The following is a 19,854-nucleotide window of genomic DNA, read 5'->3' on the forward strand; positions in this document are numbered from 1 at the left end:
GCAGGATCATGCAAGGCGATATCCATTTCATCTCTGGACTTCCGCGCGCGGGCTCGACGCTGCTGTCGGCCATATTGCGGCAGAACCCGCGATTTCGCGCCGGGATGACCGGCCCCGTCGGCTCGCTGGTCGACGGCATGCTGCGCAGCATGAGCATGAGCAACGAGACTGCGATCTTCATCACCGACGAGCAGCGCCGGGACCTCATCAAGTCGATCTTCTCGACCTACTACGCCGATCTGCCGAAAGGGCATGTGGTGTTCGACACCAACCGCAATTGGTGCGCTCGGTTGCCGCTAATCACCGAGCTGTTTCCGCGCGCCAAGGTGATCTGCTGCGTGCGCCAAATTCCCTGGATCCTGGATTCGGTCGAGCGGCTTATTCGCAAGAACAAGTATCAGCCGTCGGGCATCTTCAATTTCGAACCGGGCAGCACGGTGTATTCGCGCGTGGAAGGTTTGGCGGCCCCGAACGGCATGGTCGGCTTTGCCTGGAATGCGCTGCGCGAAGCGTTTTGCGGTGAGCAGTCCGCCTGCCTGCTGGCGCTGACCTACGAGACGCTGACCAGCCAGCCGGAGCGGGCGATCGCCGCGGTCTACGAGTTCATCGGCGAGAAGCCGTTTGCGCATGATTTCCAGAACATCGAGTTCGACGCCGAAGAGTTCGACCGCAGAATCGGTACGCCGGGTCTGCACAAGGTTGGTAAACGCGTGGAATCTCCGGGGCGCAAGACCGTGCTGCCGGGCGATCTCTGGCGCAAATACGAGAACGATGCGTTCTGGGGTGACCCCGCCCGCAACCCGAACCAGGTGAGGGTGATCTAGGGCAGAGTACGGCTACCTCGGATTCGGTTATGAAAGCCGACGTGACTGAAGTCTCGAGGTGGAGTGAGGCCGCAAGGAACCCCCTTCCTGGGCGCATCTGTAATGCGCTTCTATCTCCTCGCAAGAGCGACTCGTTAAGGGTGTTCTCGCCTAAAGTACCTCGACCAGCGAATGGCCGTGCAGCTCGATGTTCAATCCCTGCATGCCAAAATCGTTGATCTCGCCGCCCATCGCCTTCAGACTCTCCTCGCGGATCAGGGACATCAGCCCGCGGCGCAGCGCCAGAAACTCCGAGGACATCATCATCGATTGCTGCCGCGGACGCTCCAGCGGGATCGGGATCTCGGCCTTGATCGAGCCCGGACGCGCCGTCATGCAGTACACGCGGTCGGACAGGAAGATCGCCTCGTCGATGTCGTGGGTGACGAACAGCACCGAGATCTTCAGTCGCTGCCACATGTTAGTGAGGATCTGCTGCATGATGACGCGCGTCTGTGCATCGAGCGCGCCGAACGGCTCGTCCAGCAGCAGCACCTTCGGCCCCGTCGCGAGCGCCCGGACGATGCCGACGCGCTGCTTCATGCCGCCGGAGAGTTTTTCCGGGTAGTGCTTCTCGAAGGCTTCCAGCCCGGCAAGGCCGAGCAGGGTGCGGGCGGCACGCTCGCGCTGCGAGCGCGGCATGCCGCGCATCTTCAGGCCGAACTCGACGTTCTCCCGCACCGTCTTCCAGGGGAACAGCGAATATTGCTGGAACACCATGCCGCGCTCGGCGCTGGGGCCGTTCACACGCTCGCCGTCGACGGTGACGAGTCCCGTGGTCGGCTTGAGGAAGCCGGCGACCGCATTGAGCAGCGTCGATTTTCCGCAGCCGGAGGGGCCGACGATAGAGACGAACTCGCCGGGCTTGACATGGATCTGCGTATCGGTGACGGCCTGAACCGGTCCCTCGATGGTCTCGTAGGCGAGCGAGAAGTTCTTGACCTCGATGTGGCCCTTCGACGTGTTCGCAAGCATCTCGCTCATGTCGACCTCCACGGCATCACCAATTGTCCGGCGCCGCGGATCAACAGGCTCGATCCGAGGCCGAGCACGCCGATCGCGATCATGCCGAGCGCGATATCGGCATACTGGACCAGCGAATAGGCCTCCCAGGTGAAATAGCCGATGCCGTATTGGCCCGAGATCATCTCGGCGGCGATCAGCGACACCCAGGCGACCCCCATCCCGACGGTAAGGCCGGTGAAGATGTGCGGCAGCGACGCCGGGAAATACACCTCGCGGAAGATGGAGCGCTCGCGCGCGCCGAGGCATTGCGCGGCGCGTACCAGCACGGGATCGACCAGCGACATGCCGTGCAGCGTATTGACCAGGATCGGGAAGAACGAGCCGAGGAAGGTGATGAAGACGATGCTCTGCTCGTTGGTCGGCCATAGCATGATCGCCATCGGGACCCAGGCGATCGCCGGGATCGGCCGCAGCACTTCCGCGACCGGGAAGATGATCTCGTGCACCAGCTTGAAGCGGCCCATGATCAGACCGAGCGGCACGCCGACGATCGCCGCCAGCGAGAAGCCGATGAAGATGCGCCGGCAGCTCAAGAGGATATGCATCAGGAATTTGGGATCGTGCATCGCCTTGGTGAAGCTGGCATAGACTGCGAGCGGCGAGGGCACGTTGGTGAAGCGCACGAAGAACACGACGCGATAGGTCGTGAGCAGGTGCCAGACCAGCAGGAACGCGATCAGGGAGGCAATGCCGATCGCGGTGGCACGTAAGCGCCCCTGGTTGAGGCGATACCAGCGCAGTGCGAGCGTGCCAAAGGAGGGCGGTGTTGCGGGCGGGGTCACGGCGGGCGCGGGGCCCGCCTCCTCGGGATGTCTGACGAGGGCTGGACTACTCACGTCTTGCCTCCGCCGACGGCCGCCTTCACCGCGTCCTCGAAGCCGAGCACCTTGCCGCCGATCTTGGTGGCATAGGCTTCGGCGTCCTTCTTCAGCAGGAACGGTGCGACCTCGCCATTGCCGACCGCGAAGAAGGCCTGATCGGCGAACAGCTTGATGCCGCGCGTGGTGTCGAAGACGTAGGCGACGTTGATCTTCCTGCCCTTGGCCTTGAAGTCGGCATAGGCACCGAGAGTACAGCTGGCGGACGAGAAGGGCATGATGCCGGCCTCATCGACCCAGACCTCGCCGGCCTTGCGCGGATCGGCGATCGGCTTCTTGCAGAAAGCGTCTTCGCCCGAGATTTCGTAGTTCTTGGTGCTCGCAAGCTGCGCGTCATAATCGAGCTTCATCTCGGCATAGGCCTTGCGGATGTAGCTGTCATCGACCCATTTCTTCGGATCGAACTCCTTCATGCGGCCGAGATTCTGCAGCACCTTGACGTCGGTTGCGGCCGCATCGATCAGCGCGGGCTTGATGGTCGGGTCAGTCGTCATGTTGCCGCTGGGGCCGAGGAAGATGTAGACCACTTCCTTGCTGATGCCGGTCCATTCCTGGATCTTTTCCGCGGCCAGCTTCGGATCGTCACGCAGCCACTGGTTGGCAGCGATCACCGCCTTGAAATAGGCGACGACGACCTCCGGATATTTCTCGGCGAAATCGGTGCGAACGACGATGCCATGGAAGGTCGGCAAGTTCGTCTCGACGCCGTCGAAGATCTTTCGCGCAAAGCCGCGGAACGGCAGAAGTTCGGCGAAGGGCACGAAGTCGGCATGAGCGTCGATCTTATTCTCCTGCAGATTGGTCGAGCCGACCTCAGGGCTCTGGCTGACCAGCTGGAAGAAATCGGCCGCATAGCCACGATCCTGCATCGCCTTCAGCACCATGCCATGCGCGGCGGAGCCGAAGGGCACGCTGACCAGCTTGCCCTTGAGATCGGCGAGATCGTAGTAGGGCGAGTCCTTGTGGACGACGAGGCCGTTGCCCGAGCCGGAGAGACTGTAGGCGGCGACGCCGATCAGGCGGCTCTTGCTCTCCGGATTGCTCTCGAAGGTGAAGCCGTTCACGATCAGCGGATAGTCACCCATCATGCCGATCTGCAGCTTGTTCGCCATCATCGCATTGGTGACGGGCGGCCCGGACGTGAAGTTCTGCCATTCCAGCTCGAACTTGATATTGGCGTATTTGCCGTCTTTGGGCAGATATTTCTCGAGCAGATGCAACTGGCGGATGACGACACCCGCGGTCACCGTGTTGGTCGTGGTGTCCTGCGTACCAATGCCGAGCGTGATGGTCTCTGCCGAAGCCGGCTGCGTGACGAGTAGCGCCAGCGACGTCACCGACATCGCGATCGAGAGCGTGGGAAGATGGCGGACCATTCTCATCCTCATTCGGTTGGATGTGCTGTGGTTGCCATGATTGAGTGAGGGCACCGGCAGGGCAAATCCGGAGTGGCCGCCGTAGTCGATTAGTTGCCGGGAAAAGCTGATTGCATACTCCTTGAGCAGTCGTGCACTATAAAGCCGCTTGCCTGTGCACCGTCCCTGGCCGCAAATTTGTCTAGTCGGATGCGTGACCGCGCATCTCCTCCAGAACGTCGGTTCGGCAAACCACGATCTGGGAGCGCTTGGTGACGACGATTCCCTTCTCCTGCATGCGCTTCAGGCTGATCGTGACCCACTGCCTGGTGGCGCCGACCATGTGGGCGATGTCGGCATGAGTGAAGGCAGCTGCAATCACACGCCCGTCGGCGTCCTCGACGCCGTAGAGCTCGACGAGATGCAAAAGCAGATGCGCGAGGCGCTGCGTGATCGAGCGCGTTCCCAGCATCTGGGCCAGCGCCGAGTAGCATTTGCCCTTGAAGGTGAGGCCTTCGATGAGGCCGATTGCGAGGTTCGGGATCTCTGCCGCAAGGGACCGCAGTTCTTTTCCGGGCAGGTGCACGACGCTGCAATTGCTGGATGCAACGCCGGACCATTGATGCACGGTGCCTTCGAACACTTCGGGCCCGCCGACGAAATTGCCGACATGCCAGTAGGCGAGTGTGATCTCGCGGCCCAGCGGCGAGGTGTAGAAGACGCGGATGCGGCCGCTCTCGATCAGCCAGATGCCGTCATGCTTGCCGCCCTGGCTGAATAGCGTCTGGCCGCGGTTGAGCACCTTGCGACGCCCCTGCTTGAGTACCAATTCGTGCTCGCGCGGCGTGAGCTTGTCCATCAGCGGCGGAGGTCCGCCGATCCACTGCTGGTTCTCGGTGAGCAGCAGCGAGGAGCTTCCGGCAGGCCGGACCGTTGCGGGAACAGTCCCGCGAACCGCATTGGCCGCCTGCAACATCACCTGCCTCCGGAACGTTCAAATCGTTCTAAAGAGGAGCAATGTCCGTGCCAGATGGGGCGCTCGTCGTCCTGGACAAGCGAGCGGAGCGAGCGCTGATCCAGGACCCATATGTGGACGGCCCCCGTGGCACAAGAGGCTTGGCGGTCTGATCGGATCGCTTGCATCCATATGTCCGGCCTGTTGGTGCGGTTGATTTGAACCGCTGGCCAAGATGGTTTCCGCGACGCGAGCTCCAATCAACCACGCGACCTGGGTTCGGCCGATGGGTCCCACGGGATGTCTCGCACCTCGGATCGATCGATCCTACCATCTACTCCTCTTGCAGCTCCGGCTCGGCCGGTCGGGCGAACCCGATCGGCTGATCTCCCTTAGGCGGCAGCCGCGGATGCAGCCCGCATCCGAGCGCCGTCGTATCTCTCCCCCGTCACCATCAGCTTCCAGGCGATGCGGGCATTCTTGTTGGCGAGCGCCACGGCTGCGAGCTTGGGCGGCTTGCGCTTGAGCAGGGCCAACAGCCAAGGTGACGGATGACCGCGGCCGCACATGGCCTGCTTGATCACGGCGGTCGCTCCCGCCACCAGGACGCTGCGCAGCCGCTCGTCTCCAGCACGGGTGATCTTGCCGAGACGGGTTTTGCCGGCAGTGGAATGGTCTTTCGGAGTCAGCCCAATCCAGGCCGCATAATGCCTTGCGGAGCTGAACGCGTGCGGATCCGGCGTCTTCATGATCAGCTCAGGCGCACCGATCGGCCCGATCCCTTGAATCTCTGCAAGGCGCCGGCTGTCCGGGTTGGCACGGTGCCAGGCCTTCAGCCTGGCTTCGATTGTCTTCAGTTCCTCCTGTAACTGCGCGTACTGGCGGCCCTGCTGCGCCAACAGATCGCGCGCCAGTTCCGGCACGCTTTCGTCTTGCGCGATCTGCGCCAACAGCGGCTCGACCTGGCTGAGCCCCTTGGCCGCCGTGATCCCGAACTCAGCCGCATAGCCGCGGATCATGTTGCTAAGCTGGGTGCGCCGGGCGATCATCTGCTCGCGCAAGCCCGTCAGCATCAACGCGGCCTGCTGCTCGGCACTCTTCACCAGCACGAACCGCATCGTCGGCCGGCTCATCGCCTCGCACAGGGCCTCAGCGTCGCGCCCGTCGTTCTTGTTGCGCTTGACATAGGGCTTCACGTGCTGTGGCGCCATCAACTTCACTTCGTGGCCCAGCTTGCCCAGCTCCCGCGCCCAGTAATGCGCCGCGCCGCAGGCCTCCATCCCCACCTGCGTCGCCGGCAGCTTGGCAAAAAACTCCAGCATCTGCTTGCGCGTCAGCCGCTTGCGCAGCACTGGCCGCTCCGCCGCGTCCACCCCATGCAGTTGAAAAATATGCTTCGACGTATCGATCCCAATTCGGATAATCTCGCTCACGGACGGCTCCCTTGTCTGAGATTTGCAACAACCTCATTCTGGCACACTGATGCCGTAGGGGGCCGTCCACCCCATCAACCACCAGCCCGTGTGGTTGAGCGAGGCTTTGGCAACAGCCGGCTTTCACGGCAGGCGCTTGGGGTAATGGGTCCTGGCTTTCGCCAGGACGACACCTGAGGTTACCGCCCCGCCAGGCTCAGCAAATACGTCTTCGGATAAATCCCCCGGTTATGGCCGTCCGAAAACGAGATGTTCAGCCCGTAGCCGAGATCGCCGATCTCGGTGATGGCGATGCCCGGAAATCCTTCAGGGAAGCGGCCGTCGAAACGGGCGCGGGTGCAGTGGGCGCATTTGCAGGAGAGGCGGAGTGTTTCGGCAGGGACGCTCAACGCATCGTCCTGCGTGGTGCGAACGAGGAGCGACGCCAGATCGGCGCTAGCTTCGTAGTCGGCGACGGTCGGTGCCACCAATGCGGTCATGGTCATGACGAACCTCCGACTTCTCTCTACGTCGGCGCGGGCGCGCGCGAATAGCAACTAATTGCCGGCGCAGCCGTGGTCGCGTGCCTTCTCTTCGATCATCGCCCGCAAAATGTGAAACTAATCGACCGGGAATTTCACTTCCGAATTGCCGGACTCTCCTCTCTCCGGGACCTTGTGCGTCATCGATGGCGAAGGAGAGATCATGAGCGCATTTCAGAAGGAAACGGTTTTGTCGGTTCGCCACTGGACCGAATCCCTGTTCAGCTTCACCGCGACGCGCGATCCCGGCTTCCGCTTCCAGAACGGTCAGTTCGCGATGATCGGACTGGAGGTCGAAGGCAAGCCGTTGATGCGGGCCTATAGCATGGCGAGCGCCAATCACGAGGAGGCGCTCGAATTCTTCTCGATCAAGGTGCAGGACGGCCCGCTGACTTCGCGCCTCCAGAAGATCAGGGAAGGCGACATCATCCTGGTCGGTCGCAAGGCGACAGGTACGCTGATCATCGGCAACCTCATTCCCGGAAAATGCCTGCTGCTGCTCTCGACCGGAACGGGCCTTGCGCCCTTCGCCAGCCTGATCAAGGACCCTGATGTTTATGAGAACTACGAGACCATCGTGCTCGCCCATGGCTGCCGCCAGGTCTCGGAACTCGCCTATGGCGAGCACCTTGTCGAGGGCCTGCGCAATCACGAGTTCTTCGGCCCCCTGATCCGCGACAAGCTCGTCTACTACCCGACCGTCACCCGCGAACCGTTCCGCAACCGCGGCCGCATCACCGACCTGATCGCCTCCAACCAGCTGTTCGACGATATCGGGCAGGACGGCCTCGATATCGAGACCGACCGCATCATGCTCTGCGGCGGCCCGGCGATGTTAGAGGAACTGCACGCGATGTTCTCGTCGCGCGGCTTCATTGAGGGCAATCACAGCCAGCCCGGCCATTTCGTCATCGAGAAGGCCTTCGTCGAGCGCTGAGGCGCAAATCGCATCGCGGCGACAACTAATTGCTATCGCCGGGACGCCCTCTGAACAAATCTGATGCAAAGGCGCCGGGGATCGGCGAACCAGGAGCAAGTGATGGCACTAGATCAGATCGTCGACGGACTTTCGGAGGTTTCCTGCGATGTGCTGGTGATCGGCGGCGGCACGGCCGGCCCGATGGCGGCCCTGAAGGCGAAGCTGAAGAACCCGAAGGCCAATGTCGTCCTGCTCGAAAAGGCCAATGTCAAGCGCTCCGGCGCGATCTCGATGGGCATGGACGGGCTCAACAACGCCGTCATCCCCGGCTATGCGACGCCGGAGCAGTACACCAAGGAAATCACCATCGCCAATGACGGCATCGTCGACCAGAAGGCGGTCTATAAATACGCGCAGAACTGCTTTGAGATCATCGAGGAGCTCGACAGCTTCGGCATCCGCTTCCTGAAGAACGAAAACGGCGACTACGCCGTCAAGAAGGTGCACCACATTGGCACCTATGTGCTGCCGATGCCGAACGGCGAGACCGTGAAGAAGGCGCTCTATCGCCAGCTCCGCCGTGCCCGCGTCCTGATCTCCAACCGCTACATGGCGACGCGTCTCCTGAAGTCGAGCGATGGCCGCATCGCCGGCGCGATTTCCGTCAACACCCGCACGGCCGAGATGCTGGTGATCAAGGCCAAGGCCGTGATCCTCTGCATGGGCGCCGCCGGCCGCCTTGGCCTGCCGACCTCCGGCTACATGTTCGGCACCTATGAGAACGCCGCCAATTCCGGCGACGGTTACGCCATGGCCTATCACGCCGGTGCCGCGCTCGCGAACCTCGAATGCTTCCAGATCAACCCGCTGATCAAGGACTATAATGGCCCGGCCTGCGCCTATGTCGCAGGTCCCTTCGGCGCCTATACGGCGAACAACGAAGGCTCGCGCTTCATCGAATGCGACTACTGGTCCGGCCAGATGATGCTGGAGTTCTACAACGAGCTGCTGTCCGGCAAGGGCCCGGTGTTCCTCCAGCTCAAGCATCTGCATCCCGACACCATCTCCGAGATCGAGTCGACGCTCCACAAGGTGGAGCGTCCGACGCGCGGCCTGTTCCAGCAGGGGCGGGGCGTCGACTATCGTAGCGAGTCCATCGAGATGCACATCTCCGAGATCGGATTCTGCTCCGGCCACAGCGCTTCCGGCGTGTTCGTCGACGACAACGCGCGCACCACCGTGCCCGGCCTCTACGCGGCCGGCGACATGGCGAGCGTGCCGCACAACTACATGCTCGGCGCCTTCACCAACGGCTCGGTCGCCGGCATCGACGCGATGGAGTTCGCCGACAGCCACGAGTTTGCGGAATACGACGCGGCCGACGTCGCCATCGAGCGCGACCGCGTGATGGCGCCGACGAGGCGCGAGGACGGCATCCCGCCGAACCAGATCGAGTACAAGACCCGGCGCCTCGTCAACGACTATCTCCAGCCGCCGAAGGTCACGCGCAAATACGAGCTCGGCATGCGGCGCTTGGCCGAGGCGCGCCAGGACATGCAGGAGCGCATGATCGCGCGCAACGCGCACGAGCTGCTCCGCGCCCTCGAGGTACAGTCGATCATGGACTGCGCCGACATGGCCGCGCACGCCTCGCTCTACCGCGAGGAGAGCCGCTGGGGCCTCTATCATTGGCGCACCGATTTCCCGGAGAAGGACAACGAGAACTGGTTCTGCCACACGCTGCTGTGCAAGCGCGACGGCAAGATGGCCAGCGAGAAGCGCGCGGTCGAACCTTACGTCGTGCCGATCGCGGACGACGAGAAGGACCTCTACGACAAGCAGCGCATCCGCGCCTCCGCCTGATCCACCAGAACACAGCAACAGGAGACAGCAAATGCCTCTCGCGTCCTATCAGACATCGGTTCCGGTGGTCGTCGACGACGCCAAATGCATCGCCGACAAGGGGTGCACCGTCTGCGTCGACGTCTGCCCGCTCGACGTGCTCCGCATCAGCGACATGACGAACAAGGCCTACATGGCCTATGACGAGTGCTGGTACTGCATGCCTTGCGAGGCGGATTGCCCGACCGGCGCCGTCACCGTCAACATTCCCTATCTGTTGAGGTGATTATGTCGAGCCCGTTCGAATCCTACGACGATCTCGAAGACGCCGACGAGCGGCTTCAGGCCGCGGATCCCGCCGAACGTCGCGTCGCCATCATTGCGCTCGGCCATTCCGGCGATCCCGCGGCGGTGGCGCATCTCGCCAACATGGTCGCCGATCCCGATGCCGGCGTGCGCCAGCAGGTCGCGATGGCGCTCGGCGAGTTCGACGGGCCGGAGGCGGCGAGCGCGCTGGTCAAGCTGCTGGTCGACCCCGGGCGGATCGTCGCGGCGGCGGCGGCCGACAGCATGGCCGAGTTCAAGGATCCCGCCTGCGCCGGGATCATCCTGCCGCTGGTGAAGCATCCCCACGCCTTCGTCCGCATGGGCGCGCTGCGCGCGCTGAAGGAATTGCGCTGCAAGGACACGCTGAAGCCGGCGCTGGAAGCGCTGCAGGATTCCGATGCCGCCGTGCGCGTGCAGGCGATCGGCGTGATCGGGTTCCTCAAGCTGGAAGAATCCATCCCCGCGCTAACCGCGCTGATTGGCGATCCCGACGCCCATGTCCGCCGCGCCGCCGTGAGCGCGCTTGCGTTCTCGCAGATGAAGCCGGCGGCCGAGACCATCACGCGCGCGCTGAAAGATTCCGACTGGATGGTCCGCGAGATGGCGGCGGAGACGCTCGGCCTCAACGTCAACGGTTCGCTCGCCGCCGATCAACTGGTCACCTGCCTTGCCGACGAGTTCTGGCAGGTGCGGCTTAAGGCGATCCGCAGCCTCGGCAAGATGAAGATCGAGCGCGCGGTGCGCCCGATCGGCAATTGCGTCAACCACGACCATGCCAATTTGCGAAAGGAGGCGGCCGCCGCGCTCGGCGAGATCGCCGATCCCGAGGGCGAGGCCTACCTCGCCTTGGTCGCCAACGATCCCGATCCCGACGTGCGCAAGAACGCGCGCTGGGCGCTCCAGCAGATCGCGGCGAAAAGGACGCGAGCAGGATCGTAGGTCAAGATCTGAGTTCGACAGTCCAGTCCGCGCGAAGTAGCATCGCAGTCAAAAAGGGTGTGGCAGGGGGCTGATCTGAAACTGGTGGCGGATCTGCTTTGTTCGAGGCTAATCAGGTTGCAGCTGTTTGGTTCGAGCTAGCTAGAATTGGCTTCTGATTGATTGGAGTGAGATTCCAAGCTTTTCAACTATTCACGCACCGGGAAGACCAGGAAACTCTCATCACGGCCTATGTAAGCGTACCCTACACCGCGCACGTCGATATTCCGCACGAAGAGCCCGCGGAATAGGAGTTAGACCTGACTGCCCCTAACCGCACTTGCGACCGGCCCGGCGACGATCCGTCGCCAGGCCGATGCGGTGAAGCGAGGGCCGCAAATCTCGGGATGCCCGGCGGCCAACGCCCGCGAAATTAATTGCTTCTGCATTACTGCGTCGCTCCCTAGGATCGGTCTGTGCTTGACGAAATTCCAGCGTCCGAAGGAGCACGGTCAAGTGTGTGATCCCGGAAAGAGGCGACTACGATCATGAGCAATGCCATCACTGCCACCGGAGAGAAGCCGCTGACTCCGGCCATGCTGCGCGAGTTGTCGGTGCGGTCCGATTGGCAAGGTCTGGTCCGTGCGGCCAGCCACTACGGCGTCATCGTCGTTGTCGGCGCGCTGATCTGGCTGCTCTCGTCGCGATACGGAATCGTATGGGCGTTGCCGCTGGTCGTCGTCCAAGGTTACTTTGTCGCGTTCCTGTTCATGGTGGTGCACGAGACCGCCCACAAGACGGCGTTTCGCAGCCGCGTGCTTAATCTCGCCTTCGGTCATCTCTCCTCGTTCGCGGTCGGCTTGCCTTACGAATATTACTGCCTGTTCCACTGGGATCATCATCGCTATACGCAGGATCCAAAGAGGGATCCGGAACTGCTGTCGGTCCCGATCCCGACCTCGAACGCGCAACTGCTGATCGTCTACAGCGGCTTGCGGCAGGTTGCCTTCCGGGTGGGGCTGATGCTTCGCCATGCGTTGACCGGCAATGCCACGTCGCCCTGGATTCCAGAAAGCAAACGCCACATTGTCGTGATGGAAGCGCGCCTGCATCTGGCAGGCTACGTCGCGCTGTTGCTGGCGTCGGTCGCGCTGCACACCATGATCCTGTTGTGGGTCTGGGTCGTCCCCGTGATCGTCGGTCAATTGTTTCTGCGTCCATATCTCCTTGCCGAACACACCGGTTGCGATCGCACACGCAGCGCCTTCCAGAATACCCGCACCACCTATACCGCCATGTTCGTGCGCTGGTTTGCATGGAATATGCCCTATCATGTCGAACACCACGCCTATCCTTCGATTCCGTTCCATGCGCTGCCGAAACTGAACCGGATCGTCGCCGATCAGATCGTCTACCGGGGTCCGGGCTACATCGCAGTGACGCGGCAAACGTGGGCCTGGTGTCGCCGCGCACGCAACGGCATCGAAAGTCCAATCGGTTCCGATTGAGCCGGGATCAGGGCTTCGCGAAAGCCAGCAGAGTGCCGTTGCCGCAGGCTACGCTGCGCCCAAGGTGTGAGCAGCCTGATGACTTTATTGCCCAGTCACGGTCGGAAGCTGGTCTGCTTGCGCAAAAAATGGACAGCGTTGAGCCTTGTCGATTAATTGCTTCATGGTCTTCCATCTTCAGACGATCCTATCGTCAAGGTCGATCACTCCGGTCGCCGGCATCACAGGGGTTTGGCATGCGATCAACAACCGCTCTTCGCTCTGCCGTGTTCGTGCTATCTGCGTCCTTCCTGTTTGCGACGCCCGAGCGCGCGACAGCCGAAGAATTGCTGAAGGCGCGGCTCGCCCAGAATCTTGGGCCGATCTCGGGACTGGCGATCGTCGCCAATGCGAAGGGCATTTTCGCCAAGCAGGGGCTCGACATCTCGGTCTCCAATTTCACCAGCGGGAAGCAGTGCCTCGATACGGTGCTTGGGGGAGGAGCGGATATCGCGACAACCGCCGAGGCGCCGGTCACGGCGGCCGCGATGGCGCAACAGCCGATCGCCTTCGTGGCGGGGATGGAATATTCGGATCTCAAGACCATGACCGCGGCTTCTGCCGGGATCAAGACGAAGGCTGATCTGCGTGGAAAGCGAATTGCCTTTACGGCCGGAACCGGCAGCGAAGTTTACACCTCGGTTCTGTTGAAAGCGGCGGGCCTGACGTCGAAGGACGTGACGCTCGTCAACCTGCGACCTCAGGAGATGCTTCCCGCCATGGCGGCTGGCAGTATCGATGCGTTCGATACCTGGGAGCCGCACGTCGCGAATGCGAAGAAGGCTCTTGGCGAAGGCGCGATCCCGCTTGAGACCAAAGGTCTCTATTCGGAGACCTTCAATATTGTCGTGACCCAGTCCTACCTCGCGGCCAACCCTGTGATCGTCAGCAAGTTCCTGGCGTCCCTCGTCGAAGCCGAGGGCTGGCTCAAGGCGCATCCGGATGAAGCGATCGACGTCATCGCCGCAGCGACCGGGATGAAACGCGATGAATTGGCTGCGATCTGGCCGGACTATGTCTACCATGTGCGCCTCGACGATAGGATTCTCACGACTCTGAAAACCCATGCCGCCTGGCGGCTCGAGACCGGCAACCATCCCCCTGGCGCGAGCATGCCCGATTTCTCGAAAGTCCTGGTGACGGCGCCGCTGAAGGCGCTCGACCCGGCTCGCGTCACACTGGAGGCGCGCCCGTGAGCGTCGGGGGACGCAACAGTGCGAGCGCGACCGCACGGCTGAGCGTACTGGTCGCCGTCCTCTCCGTGCCTGCCTTCACAGGCGTGTGGGAACTGGTTGCGCGCTCCGGCATCGTGAACGCCGTGCTGTTTCCGCCGCCATCGACCGTCGCTGTCGCCGTTCTCGAATGGATCCGCAGCGGACAGTTTTTCGGCGACCTGGTGGCGAGCCTCTCGCGCGTGGCCGCGGGATTTGCGATCGGGGCTGCGGGCGGGATCGTGCTAGGCGTCCTGACTGGCCAGTTCCGGCTGGTGTCCAGCCTGCTTTCACCCTTGTTTCACATCCTTCGTCCGATTCCTCCCGTCGCCTTCGTGCCTATCGTCATCCTCTGGTTTGGCCTCTCGGAGACAGGCAAGCTTTTCCTGGTCGTTTGGGGCGTGTTCTTCACGGTATGGCTCGCGACCCACATCGGGGTGCAGAAAGTCGACCGCGGACTTATCCGTGCCGCCCAGATGCTAGGCACGCCGCAGCCGCAGATGCTGTGGGAGATCGTCCTTCTTGGCGCGCTGCCCTACATCACAGTCGGTCTTCGGACCGCGGTGAGTATCTCTTTCTACACGCTGGTCGCCGCCGAGTTGGCGGGAGCGTTCGCCGGTATCGTCTATCGTATCGAAATTGCGCAACAGAACCTGCAAACGGGTCAGGTCATGGGCGGGTTGGCGGCTCTCGGACTGCTTTCCTTCGTCGCCGACCGTTCCTTCGCGATTCTTGCCGAACGTGCCGTGTGGTGGCGATGACCCCGAGCCTGCTTCGCCCAGACCAGCCACTCAGGCTCGTGGGTACGTACTCGCCTTCCCCGGCGCGTCAGGCGATCATCCGGGTCGAGGATTTGAGCATCGTCTTCGATGCGCCGAGCGGACAGGTCGTCGCGGTCGACCGCGTATCTCTGGCGGTGGCGCAGGGGGAATTCGTCTCGATCGTCGGTCCATCCGGTTGCGGCAAGTCCACGCTCCTGAATGCGATGGCCGGCCTCGAGCGGCCGTTCGAAGGCCAGGTGCTCATAGCCGGCGAAGCAATGCGCGCGCCACGGCCCGAGATCGGGATGGTCTTCCAGCAGCCACATCTGTTTCCGTGGAAATCGGTGCGCCGGAACATCGCGCACGGGCCGCGCGCCCTCGGCAAGCCGAAAGCGGAAGCGCTGCGGATTGCCGACCACCTCATCGAGATGATCGGACTGACCAAATTTGCGTCGGCATATCCGCACACGCTATCGGGAGGTATGCAGCAGCGGGTTGCGATTGCCCGTGCCCTCGCCAATCAGCCGCGCGTGCTGTTGATGGACGAGCCGTTCGGAGCGCTGGATGCGCAGACCCGGGCGGTCATGCAGGACAATCTGCTCGAGCTCCGCGAGCGGATCAACGCAACAATCGTCTTCGTCACACACGACATCGATGAAGCGATCCTTCTCTCTGACCGTGTGCTGATCATGAGCGCGGGACCAGGCCGCATCCTCAGGGATATTCAGGTGAGCCTGCCGCGACCGCGCTCCAGCGCCATCGTTGCCGAGGCTGCCTATCTCGCCCTCAAGCGGGATTGCCTTGATCTGATCCGCTCGGAAGGCCGCAAGGCCTTCGAGCAATTGGAAATCAAGACGTAGGCGCCTGACGACGGGTCTGGCATGGCTCTTGAATGGTTCTCCTTGCGGCGGCAAGGGAGCGAGCAGATGTCAGCGGCAAGTCTCAGGAATCCGACCGGCATCATGCTGGCGGGATCGGATGCTCTGATCGGGTCGCTGCCCAGCTTGTTGGATCCGCTGTGTGAGGCTGACCGGCGTCGTGTCCTCGCCATCGGCCGCGAGGAGGTCCTGCCGGCAGGCAAGCATGTCTGGCGGCAGGGCGATCTGCAGAACGGCATTTATCTGATCGAAGAGGGGCGTATTCGCAGCTACTACGCGGCTCCTTCCGGACGCGAGGTGACGCTGGCGTACTGGTTCGCCGGCAATTTCGTCGGCGGCCCGGATCTGTTCGGTACTGGTGCCCACGTATGGTCTTCGGTTGCGGTGGAGCGGAGCCAGGTGACGTTCTTGCCCGGCCCGGCCCTGCGCGCGCTGGCGCTTGAATCGGCCAGTATCGCGGTCGCGCTGCTGGATGCACTCGCCTTCAAGGCACGGTGCTACTCGGCGATGGCGCAAATGCTGGGGACGCGCTCGGTGACCGAGCGGTTGCATCGTCTGTTGGTCTTTCTCTCGAAGATCTACGGCTCGCAGCAAGGCCGTGAGATCGTGATCGGGATCCCGTTCACGCATGGTGATCTCGCCAACCTGATCGGCTCAACTCGCCAATGGGTTACGGTGCAGCTTTCCCGCATGCAGGCAAGGGGCGTCATCCGTTATCACCGGGGCCTGATTGTGATCCTCAATCTGCGCGCTCTCGATCTCGAAGTCGTCTAGGACGCGGCCCTCGGATATACCTTTAGATCGAACAGTCCGGCCTTCGCATCGGGCAGCCATCGCTCGGCAAGGTCGAGAAGAGCATGGTCACGCCACGCAGGCGCCAGCAAAGTGATGCCCATCGGCATGCCGTTGCCGAGCATTGCGTTGGGAACTGCCACCGCGCACAAGTCCACGAGATTGGCAAAATAGGAGTAGTAACCGAGGCGGCTGTTGAGCGTGATGGGATCTTCCATCATCTCCGAGATCGTGAAGGGGCGTGGCGCGGTCGGTACCACCAGGACATCGATCTCCTCGAAGAGCGCCTGGATCTGGCGTCGCAGCTTCAAGAGTCGATGCTGCGCGGCGAACGTATCTATTGCGGAAAACCGGGCAGCTGCGCCCAGCACGTTGCGGATGACGTCAAGCAGGTCTCCATGATCGATGTCCAGGAGCTTGCTGATCGCCGCATGACGTTCGGCGATCCAAGGCCCTGAAAAGAGCATTTCACCGGCTTCGGCGAAAGGCGCGAAGTCAATTTGCCTAGCTTGGCCTCCCAGTCCCGAAAGCCTCGTGCAAGCCTGCCTGTAAAGGTCATTGCATTCCGGCATGCCGAATGAATTCAGATGACCGACAGAGATCTGGCCGAACCAGAATTTGCGAGGAGATGGGGACGACGAGGCAATCCGTTGGCGGCTATAAGGATCACTGTCGTCGAATCCTTCGATCAACCCGAGCAGGATTCGACCTTCGGCAATGGAATTGCAGAAGATCGAGGGACAATCGAGCGTCGGACAGTTCGGCACAAGGCCCCGGGATGAGACGAGGCCGACGGTTGGCTTGACCCCAATGATCCCATTGAAGCCTGCGGGAATCCGGCCCGAGCCGCCGGTATCTGTGCCGAGAGCGAAGGCAACATGGCCGGATGCTACGGCAGCAGCCGAACCGGAACTCGAACCGCCGGAGACATACAGATCGTTAGCCGCGCTGGAACAGGCGCCATAGGGGGAGCGGGTGCCGGACAGTCCGGTTGCGAATTGATCCAGGTTGGTTTTGCCAAGACAGATCGCACCTGCCGCCGTTAATCTCTCGACGCATCTGGCCGATCGCGCAGCCACATATTCGAATGACGGGCAGGCTGCCGTCGTTGGCATGTCCTCGACGTCAATATTGTCCTTGACGCCGAATGGCACGCCAAGGAGCGGCAGGACTTCACCTTCCTCAGCTCGCCGCACAAGGGCATCAGCCTCGGCCAGCGCTTCTTCCATGGGCCGCACATAGATCCAGCAGTTGCGGTGCTGGTCCCGTTCGATGCGCTCATAGGCGGTTGTGATGATGGAGGCTAACTCGGCAGGCGAACGTAGAGGTCGGCTCTGCGCGGATAAGATAGCTTGCGGCACGGAATAAACTCCTGAGGGCATGACCGCACAAATATGAAGCCGCTGCCCAGCAGTGAAAGCAACTAAGCGCCTCCCGCACCGGCAGGACTCGAACCTGCAACCAGACCGTATGAGCGGCAGGAAAAAAGATGAGGTTGTTGATTTATCACCATTTTTCCTGATGTTCGGCCACGTTCGTCCCTCTTGGTGAGACGGTTTCTGGTGCGAAACTGGTGCGATCCGGCACGCGCAGAAATGGATAAACCGCTTGCGCCTCGGCGAGGCGGTCGCTTACTTCGCAGGCCGTTTGCAGTTCAAAAGCCCAGGTCCTGTCTTTACACGAAGTAAGCAACGGCTATCGAAATGAGACGGTTCGGCGTCGTCATGGCGTTCGCTAACACTGAGCACCGGGCCACGGCCGCGCATCATCACTATGTGAACGAGACTCGCCGAGTTGCTGCCGCGTGTACCCAATCCGCCTTACTGACCAATGATGGCGTTGATCTCTTCCTCGAGGAGGGCGCCATAGCGTTCGATGACGCCGGGCCCGACCTTGGCGCAGAGCAGCGTGAAGCTGAGCGCTGCGCCCGGCTTTTCTCCCGGCGTCATGATTGGCATGCCCACGCCGGCGATGCCTGGAATGAGCTCGCCCATATCCACTGCGTAGCCCCGCCGGCGGGTGTCGGCGATCAACTGCCGAACCTTGTCCTTCGTGAGGTTGCGATAGGATGCATAGCGCCCGAGATTGGCGCGGATGATGTAGTCCTGCTCGTCCTCGTCGAGGAATGCGAGCATCGCGATCGAGCCGGGGCCGACGCCGAGGGGCACGAAGCCGCCGATCGATCCTGTCAGCGTCGGCACGATGCATTCGCCGTCGCGCCGGTCGAGACAGACGGAATCGTGGTTGAAGCGGGCCATGAGATGGGTCGTGTCGCCGGTGCGCCGCCTGAGCCGGGTCAGTGCGACCTCGCAGCGGCTGATCATTCCGGGGCCGCGGGCCGCGCGCACGCCGTAGATCGCCATGCGCGCACCCAGCCGGTAGCGCCGTTTCTTGTCGTCGCGCGCGAGCAGCTTGCGGCCGACCAGCGTGTTGAGGATGCGGTGACAGGTGGCGGTGTTGAACCCGGAGCGCGCCGCTAATTCCTTCAGCGACAGGCCGTCGACGCCGCCATCGGCGACGAGGTCCAGCAGGACGACAGTCCGGTCGAGCAGCTGGGCTCCACTAGAAGATGGCTGGGCGGTCGGTGACATAAAATCTCATATTATGAAAAAACTGCCGTTGGCAACTTGTCTAATGAGAAAGATCAGCCTCCAATGATGAAAATTAGGTCGCTTAACAGAGGTGCACATTTTTCGAGCGGCCTGATTTCTGCATTCGAGCAAAGTTGACGGCTAACGCGGCGTTGCGGCAACAGCGCCCGAAGGCCCTGATTTATCCAGGGGAACAGGATGGCAGGCTTCAAGAGAATGATGGGCGCTTCTGCCCTCGCGCTCGCGACCTTCTTCGTGGCTGGCGCCGCGGTGGCGGGGACGCTCGATAACGTCAAGGCACGCGGCAAGCTGATCGTAGGCGTGAAGAATGACTACGTGCCCTACGGCTATTTGAACGACAAGGGCGAAGTCGTCGGCTTTGAGGTCTCGCTGGCCAAGTACGTTGCCAAGGAGCTTCTCGGCTCCGAGGACAAGATCGAACTCGTGCCGGTCATCGCTGCCAATCGCATTGATTTCCTGACTGCCGGCCGTATCGATGCGATCTTCGCCACACTTGGCGTGACGGCCGAGCGCGCCAAGGTCATCGACTTCACCACGGAATATGTTTCTGCCGCCGGTCCATCGGTGCTGATGGCCAAGGAGACGACGATCTCCAAGTGGGAAGAGCTGAAAGGCAAGTCGGTCTGCGGCATTCAGGGCTCCTACTACAACAAGAAGATGACTGAGGAGTTCGGGATCACTCTCGTCGCCTTCAAGACGCAGCCGGAAGCCTATCGAGCGCTGAAGGACAATCGTTGCATCGGCTTCGTCTTCGACGATATGACGCTTCAGCAGAAGCTCAAGGAGCCCGATTGGGCGAGCTACAAGATTGCCGTTGCACCCTATGAATTCCAGCCGATGGCGGGCGGCCTGCGCAAGGACGATGCCGAGTTCCGCGAAGCCGTCGACAAGGCCATCGACAAGGCCGAAGCCGAGGGCAAGCTGATCGCGTGGGAGACCGAGTTCGGCATGCCGCACTCCGACTATATTGCCGCGCGGGCAAAGGCTGCGGCGGCGAAGAAGAACTGACGGACACG

The 19,854-nt window shown here is 62.1% G+C and carries 19 protein-coding genes; 11 read left to right on the forward strand and 8 right to left on the reverse strand.

The genetic code is table 11. The features are described 5' to 3' along the window. Window positions 1-8: 8 nt before the first annotated feature. Window positions 9-824, forward strand: a complete 816-nt coding sequence (locus tag ACVJ19_RS25015; protein WP_453951769.1) for a sulfotransferase family protein — start codon at window positions 9-11, stop codon at window positions 822-824. A gap of 150 nt (window positions 825-974) precedes the next feature. On the opposite strand, the gene ACVJ19_RS25020 is transcribed toward ACVJ19_RS25015, so the two are convergent. From ACVJ19_RS25020 to ACVJ19_RS25045, 6 genes are all read right to left on the reverse strand, one after another. Continuing rightward, complete coding sequence (locus tag ACVJ19_RS25020; protein ID WP_453951770.1) at window positions 975-1,847, reverse strand: ABC transporter ATP-binding protein; 873 nt, start codon at window positions 1,845-1,847, stop codon at window positions 975-977. After that, the gene (locus tag ACVJ19_RS25025; protein ID WP_453951771.1) at window positions 1,844-2,725 is read right to left on the reverse strand and encodes an ABC transporter permease; all 882 of its coding nucleotides are present in this window, start codon (window positions 2,723-2,725) and stop codon (window positions 1,844-1,846) included. The genes ACVJ19_RS25020 and ACVJ19_RS25025 overlap by 4 nt, the downstream gene beginning before the upstream one ends. Beyond that, window positions 2,722-4,143, reverse strand: coding sequence for an ABC transporter substrate-binding protein (locus ACVJ19_RS25030; RefSeq protein ID WP_453951772.1), 1,422 nt, complete (start codon window positions 4,141-4,143; stop codon window positions 2,722-2,724). The genes ACVJ19_RS25025 and ACVJ19_RS25030 overlap by 4 nt, the downstream gene beginning before the upstream one ends. A 181-nt stretch (window positions 4,144-4,324) precedes the next feature. Next, window positions 4,325-5,098: a Crp/Fnr family transcriptional regulator gene (locus ACVJ19_RS25035; protein WP_453951773.1), complete on the reverse strand. Its 774-nt coding sequence runs from the start codon at window positions 5,096-5,098 to the stop codon at window positions 4,325-4,327. Between the two features lie 371 nt (window positions 5,099-5,469). Then, window positions 5,470-6,510 (reverse strand): IS110 family RNA-guided transposase, encoded by a 1,041-nt coding sequence (locus ACVJ19_RS25040; RefSeq protein WP_453948226.1) that lies wholly within the window; start codon window positions 6,508-6,510, stop codon window positions 5,470-5,472. Window positions 6,511-6,689: 179 nt separating this feature from the next. After that, window positions 6,690-6,995: a gamma-butyrobetaine hydroxylase-like domain-containing protein gene (locus ACVJ19_RS25045; RefSeq protein ID WP_453951775.1), complete on the reverse strand. Its 306-nt coding sequence runs from the start codon at window positions 6,993-6,995 to the stop codon at window positions 6,690-6,692. Window positions 6,996-7,194: 199 nt separating this feature from the next. Between ACVJ19_RS25045 and ACVJ19_RS25050 the strand changes: the two genes are divergently transcribed. The 9 genes from ACVJ19_RS25050 (at window position 7,195) to ACVJ19_RS25090 (ending at window position 16,208) form a co-directional block, all read left to right on the forward strand. Continuing rightward, window positions 7,195-7,968, forward strand: coding sequence for a ferredoxin--NADP reductase (locus tag ACVJ19_RS25050; RefSeq protein ID WP_453951776.1), 774 nt, complete (start codon window positions 7,195-7,197; stop codon window positions 7,966-7,968). A 102-nt stretch (window positions 7,969-8,070) separates the two neighbouring features. Beyond that, window positions 8,071-9,813 (forward strand): fumarate reductase/succinate dehydrogenase flavoprotein subunit, encoded by a 1,743-nt coding sequence (locus ACVJ19_RS25055; protein WP_453951777.1) that lies wholly within the window; start codon window positions 8,071-8,073, stop codon window positions 9,811-9,813. 31 nt (window positions 9,814-9,844) lie between these two features. Then, window positions 9,845-10,078 (forward strand): 4Fe-4S dicluster domain-containing protein, encoded by a 234-nt coding sequence (locus ACVJ19_RS25060; protein WP_007593252.1) that lies wholly within the window; start codon window positions 9,845-9,847, stop codon window positions 10,076-10,078. A gap of 2 nt (window positions 10,079-10,080) precedes the next feature. Next, window positions 10,081-11,058 carry a HEAT repeat domain-containing protein gene (locus ACVJ19_RS25065; protein WP_453951778.1) on the forward strand — a complete coding sequence of 326 codons (978 nt, stop codon included), beginning with the start codon at window positions 10,081-10,083 and terminating at the stop codon, window positions 11,056-11,058. Window positions 11,059-11,585: 527 nt separating this feature from the next. Further along, the gene (locus ACVJ19_RS25070) at window positions 11,586-12,545 is read left to right on the forward strand and encodes a fatty acid desaturase (protein ID WP_453951780.1); all 960 of its coding nucleotides are present in this window, start codon (window positions 11,586-11,588) and stop codon (window positions 12,543-12,545) included. 38 nt (window positions 12,546-12,583) lie between these two features. Continuing rightward, entirely contained in the window at window positions 12,584-13,780 is a 1,197-nt protein-coding gene (locus ACVJ19_RS25075; RefSeq protein ID WP_453951782.1) for an ABC transporter substrate-binding protein, read from the forward strand. After that, the gene (locus ACVJ19_RS25080; protein WP_456739451.1) at window positions 13,777-14,556 is read left to right on the forward strand and encodes an ABC transporter permease; all 780 of its coding nucleotides are present in this window, start codon (window positions 13,777-13,779) and stop codon (window positions 14,554-14,556) included. The genes ACVJ19_RS25075 and ACVJ19_RS25080 overlap by 4 nt, the downstream gene beginning before the upstream one ends. Beyond that, entirely contained in the window at window positions 14,553-15,416 is an 864-nt protein-coding gene (locus ACVJ19_RS25085; protein WP_453951784.1) for an ABC transporter ATP-binding protein, read from the forward strand. The genes ACVJ19_RS25080 and ACVJ19_RS25085 overlap by 4 nt, the downstream gene beginning before the upstream one ends. 66 nt (window positions 15,417-15,482) lie before the next feature. After that, window positions 15,483-16,208 carry a Crp/Fnr family transcriptional regulator gene (locus ACVJ19_RS25090; protein ID WP_453951785.1) on the forward strand — a complete coding sequence of 242 codons (726 nt, stop codon included), beginning with the start codon at window positions 15,483-15,485 and terminating at the stop codon, window positions 16,206-16,208. Here ACVJ19_RS25090 and atzF read toward each other — a convergent pair. Further along, window positions 16,205-17,587, reverse strand: coding sequence for an allophanate hydrolase (gene atzF, locus ACVJ19_RS25095; RefSeq protein WP_453951786.1), 1,383 nt, complete (start codon window positions 17,585-17,587; stop codon window positions 16,205-16,207). The genes ACVJ19_RS25090 and atzF overlap by 4 nt on opposite strands. Window positions 17,588-18,046: 459 nt before the next feature. Then, window positions 18,047-18,817 carry an IclR family transcriptional regulator gene (locus tag ACVJ19_RS25100; RefSeq protein ID WP_453951787.1) on the reverse strand — a complete coding sequence of 257 codons (771 nt, stop codon included), beginning with the start codon at window positions 18,815-18,817 and terminating at the stop codon, window positions 18,047-18,049. A gap of 198 nt (window positions 18,818-19,015) precedes the next feature. Here ACVJ19_RS25100 and ACVJ19_RS25105 point away from each other — a divergent pair, with 198 nt between their 5' ends. Then, entirely contained in the window at window positions 19,016-19,846 is an 831-nt protein-coding gene (locus tag ACVJ19_RS25105) for a transporter substrate-binding domain-containing protein (protein ID WP_453951788.1), read from the forward strand. Window positions 19,847-19,854: the final 8 nt, after the last annotated feature.

The sequence above is a fragment of the Bradyrhizobium sp. USDA 376 genome (genome assembly GCF_054063675.1).

Excerpts from the sequence above, each read along its gene's own strand:
- ACVJ19_RS25085 (WP_453951784.1), top strand. The coding sequence starts at position 14,553 with ATGACCCCGAGCCTGCTTCGCCCAGACCAGCCACTCAGGCTCGTGGGT.
- ACVJ19_RS25035 (WP_453951773.1), bottom strand. The coding sequence starts at position 5,098 with ATGTTGCAGGCGGCCAATGCGGTTCGCGGGACTGTTCCCGCAACGGTC.
- ACVJ19_RS25090 (WP_453951785.1), top strand. The coding sequence starts at position 15,483 with ATGTCAGCGGCAAGTCTCAGGAATCCGACCGGCATCATGCTGGCGGGA.
- ACVJ19_RS25055 (WP_453951777.1), top strand. The coding sequence starts at position 8,071 with ATGGCACTAGATCAGATCGTCGACGGACTTTCGGAGGTTTCCTGCGAT.
- ACVJ19_RS25020 (WP_453951770.1), bottom strand. The coding sequence starts at position 1,847 with ATGAGCGAGATGCTTGCGAACACGTCGAAGGGCCACATCGAGGTCAAG.
- ACVJ19_RS25070 (WP_453951780.1), top strand. The coding sequence starts at position 11,586 with ATGAGCAATGCCATCACTGCCACCGGAGAGAAGCCGCTGACTCCGGCC.
- ACVJ19_RS25105 (WP_453951788.1), top strand. The coding sequence starts at position 19,016 with ATGGCAGGCTTCAAGAGAATGATGGGCGCTTCTGCCCTCGCGCTCGCG.
- ACVJ19_RS25045 (WP_453951775.1), bottom strand. The coding sequence starts at position 6,995 with ATGACCATGACCGCATTGGTGGCACCGACCGTCGCCGACTACGAAGCT.
- ACVJ19_RS25100 (WP_453951787.1), bottom strand. The coding sequence starts at position 18,817 with ATGTCACCGACCGCCCAGCCATCTTCTAGTGGAGCCCAGCTGCTCGAC.
- ACVJ19_RS25065 (WP_453951778.1), top strand. The coding sequence starts at position 10,081 with ATGTCGAGCCCGTTCGAATCCTACGACGATCTCGAAGACGCCGACGAG.
- ACVJ19_RS25050 (WP_453951776.1), top strand. The coding sequence starts at position 7,195 with ATGAGCGCATTTCAGAAGGAAACGGTTTTGTCGGTTCGCCACTGGACC.
- ACVJ19_RS25030 (WP_453951772.1), bottom strand. The coding sequence starts at position 4,143 with ATGGTCCGCCATCTTCCCACGCTCTCGATCGCGATGTCGGTGACGTCG.
- ACVJ19_RS25060 (WP_007593252.1), top strand. The coding sequence starts at position 9,845 with ATGCCTCTCGCGTCCTATCAGACATCGGTTCCGGTGGTCGTCGACGAC.
- ACVJ19_RS25015 (WP_453951769.1), top strand. The coding sequence starts at position 9 with ATGCAAGGCGATATCCATTTCATCTCTGGACTTCCGCGCGCGGGCTCG.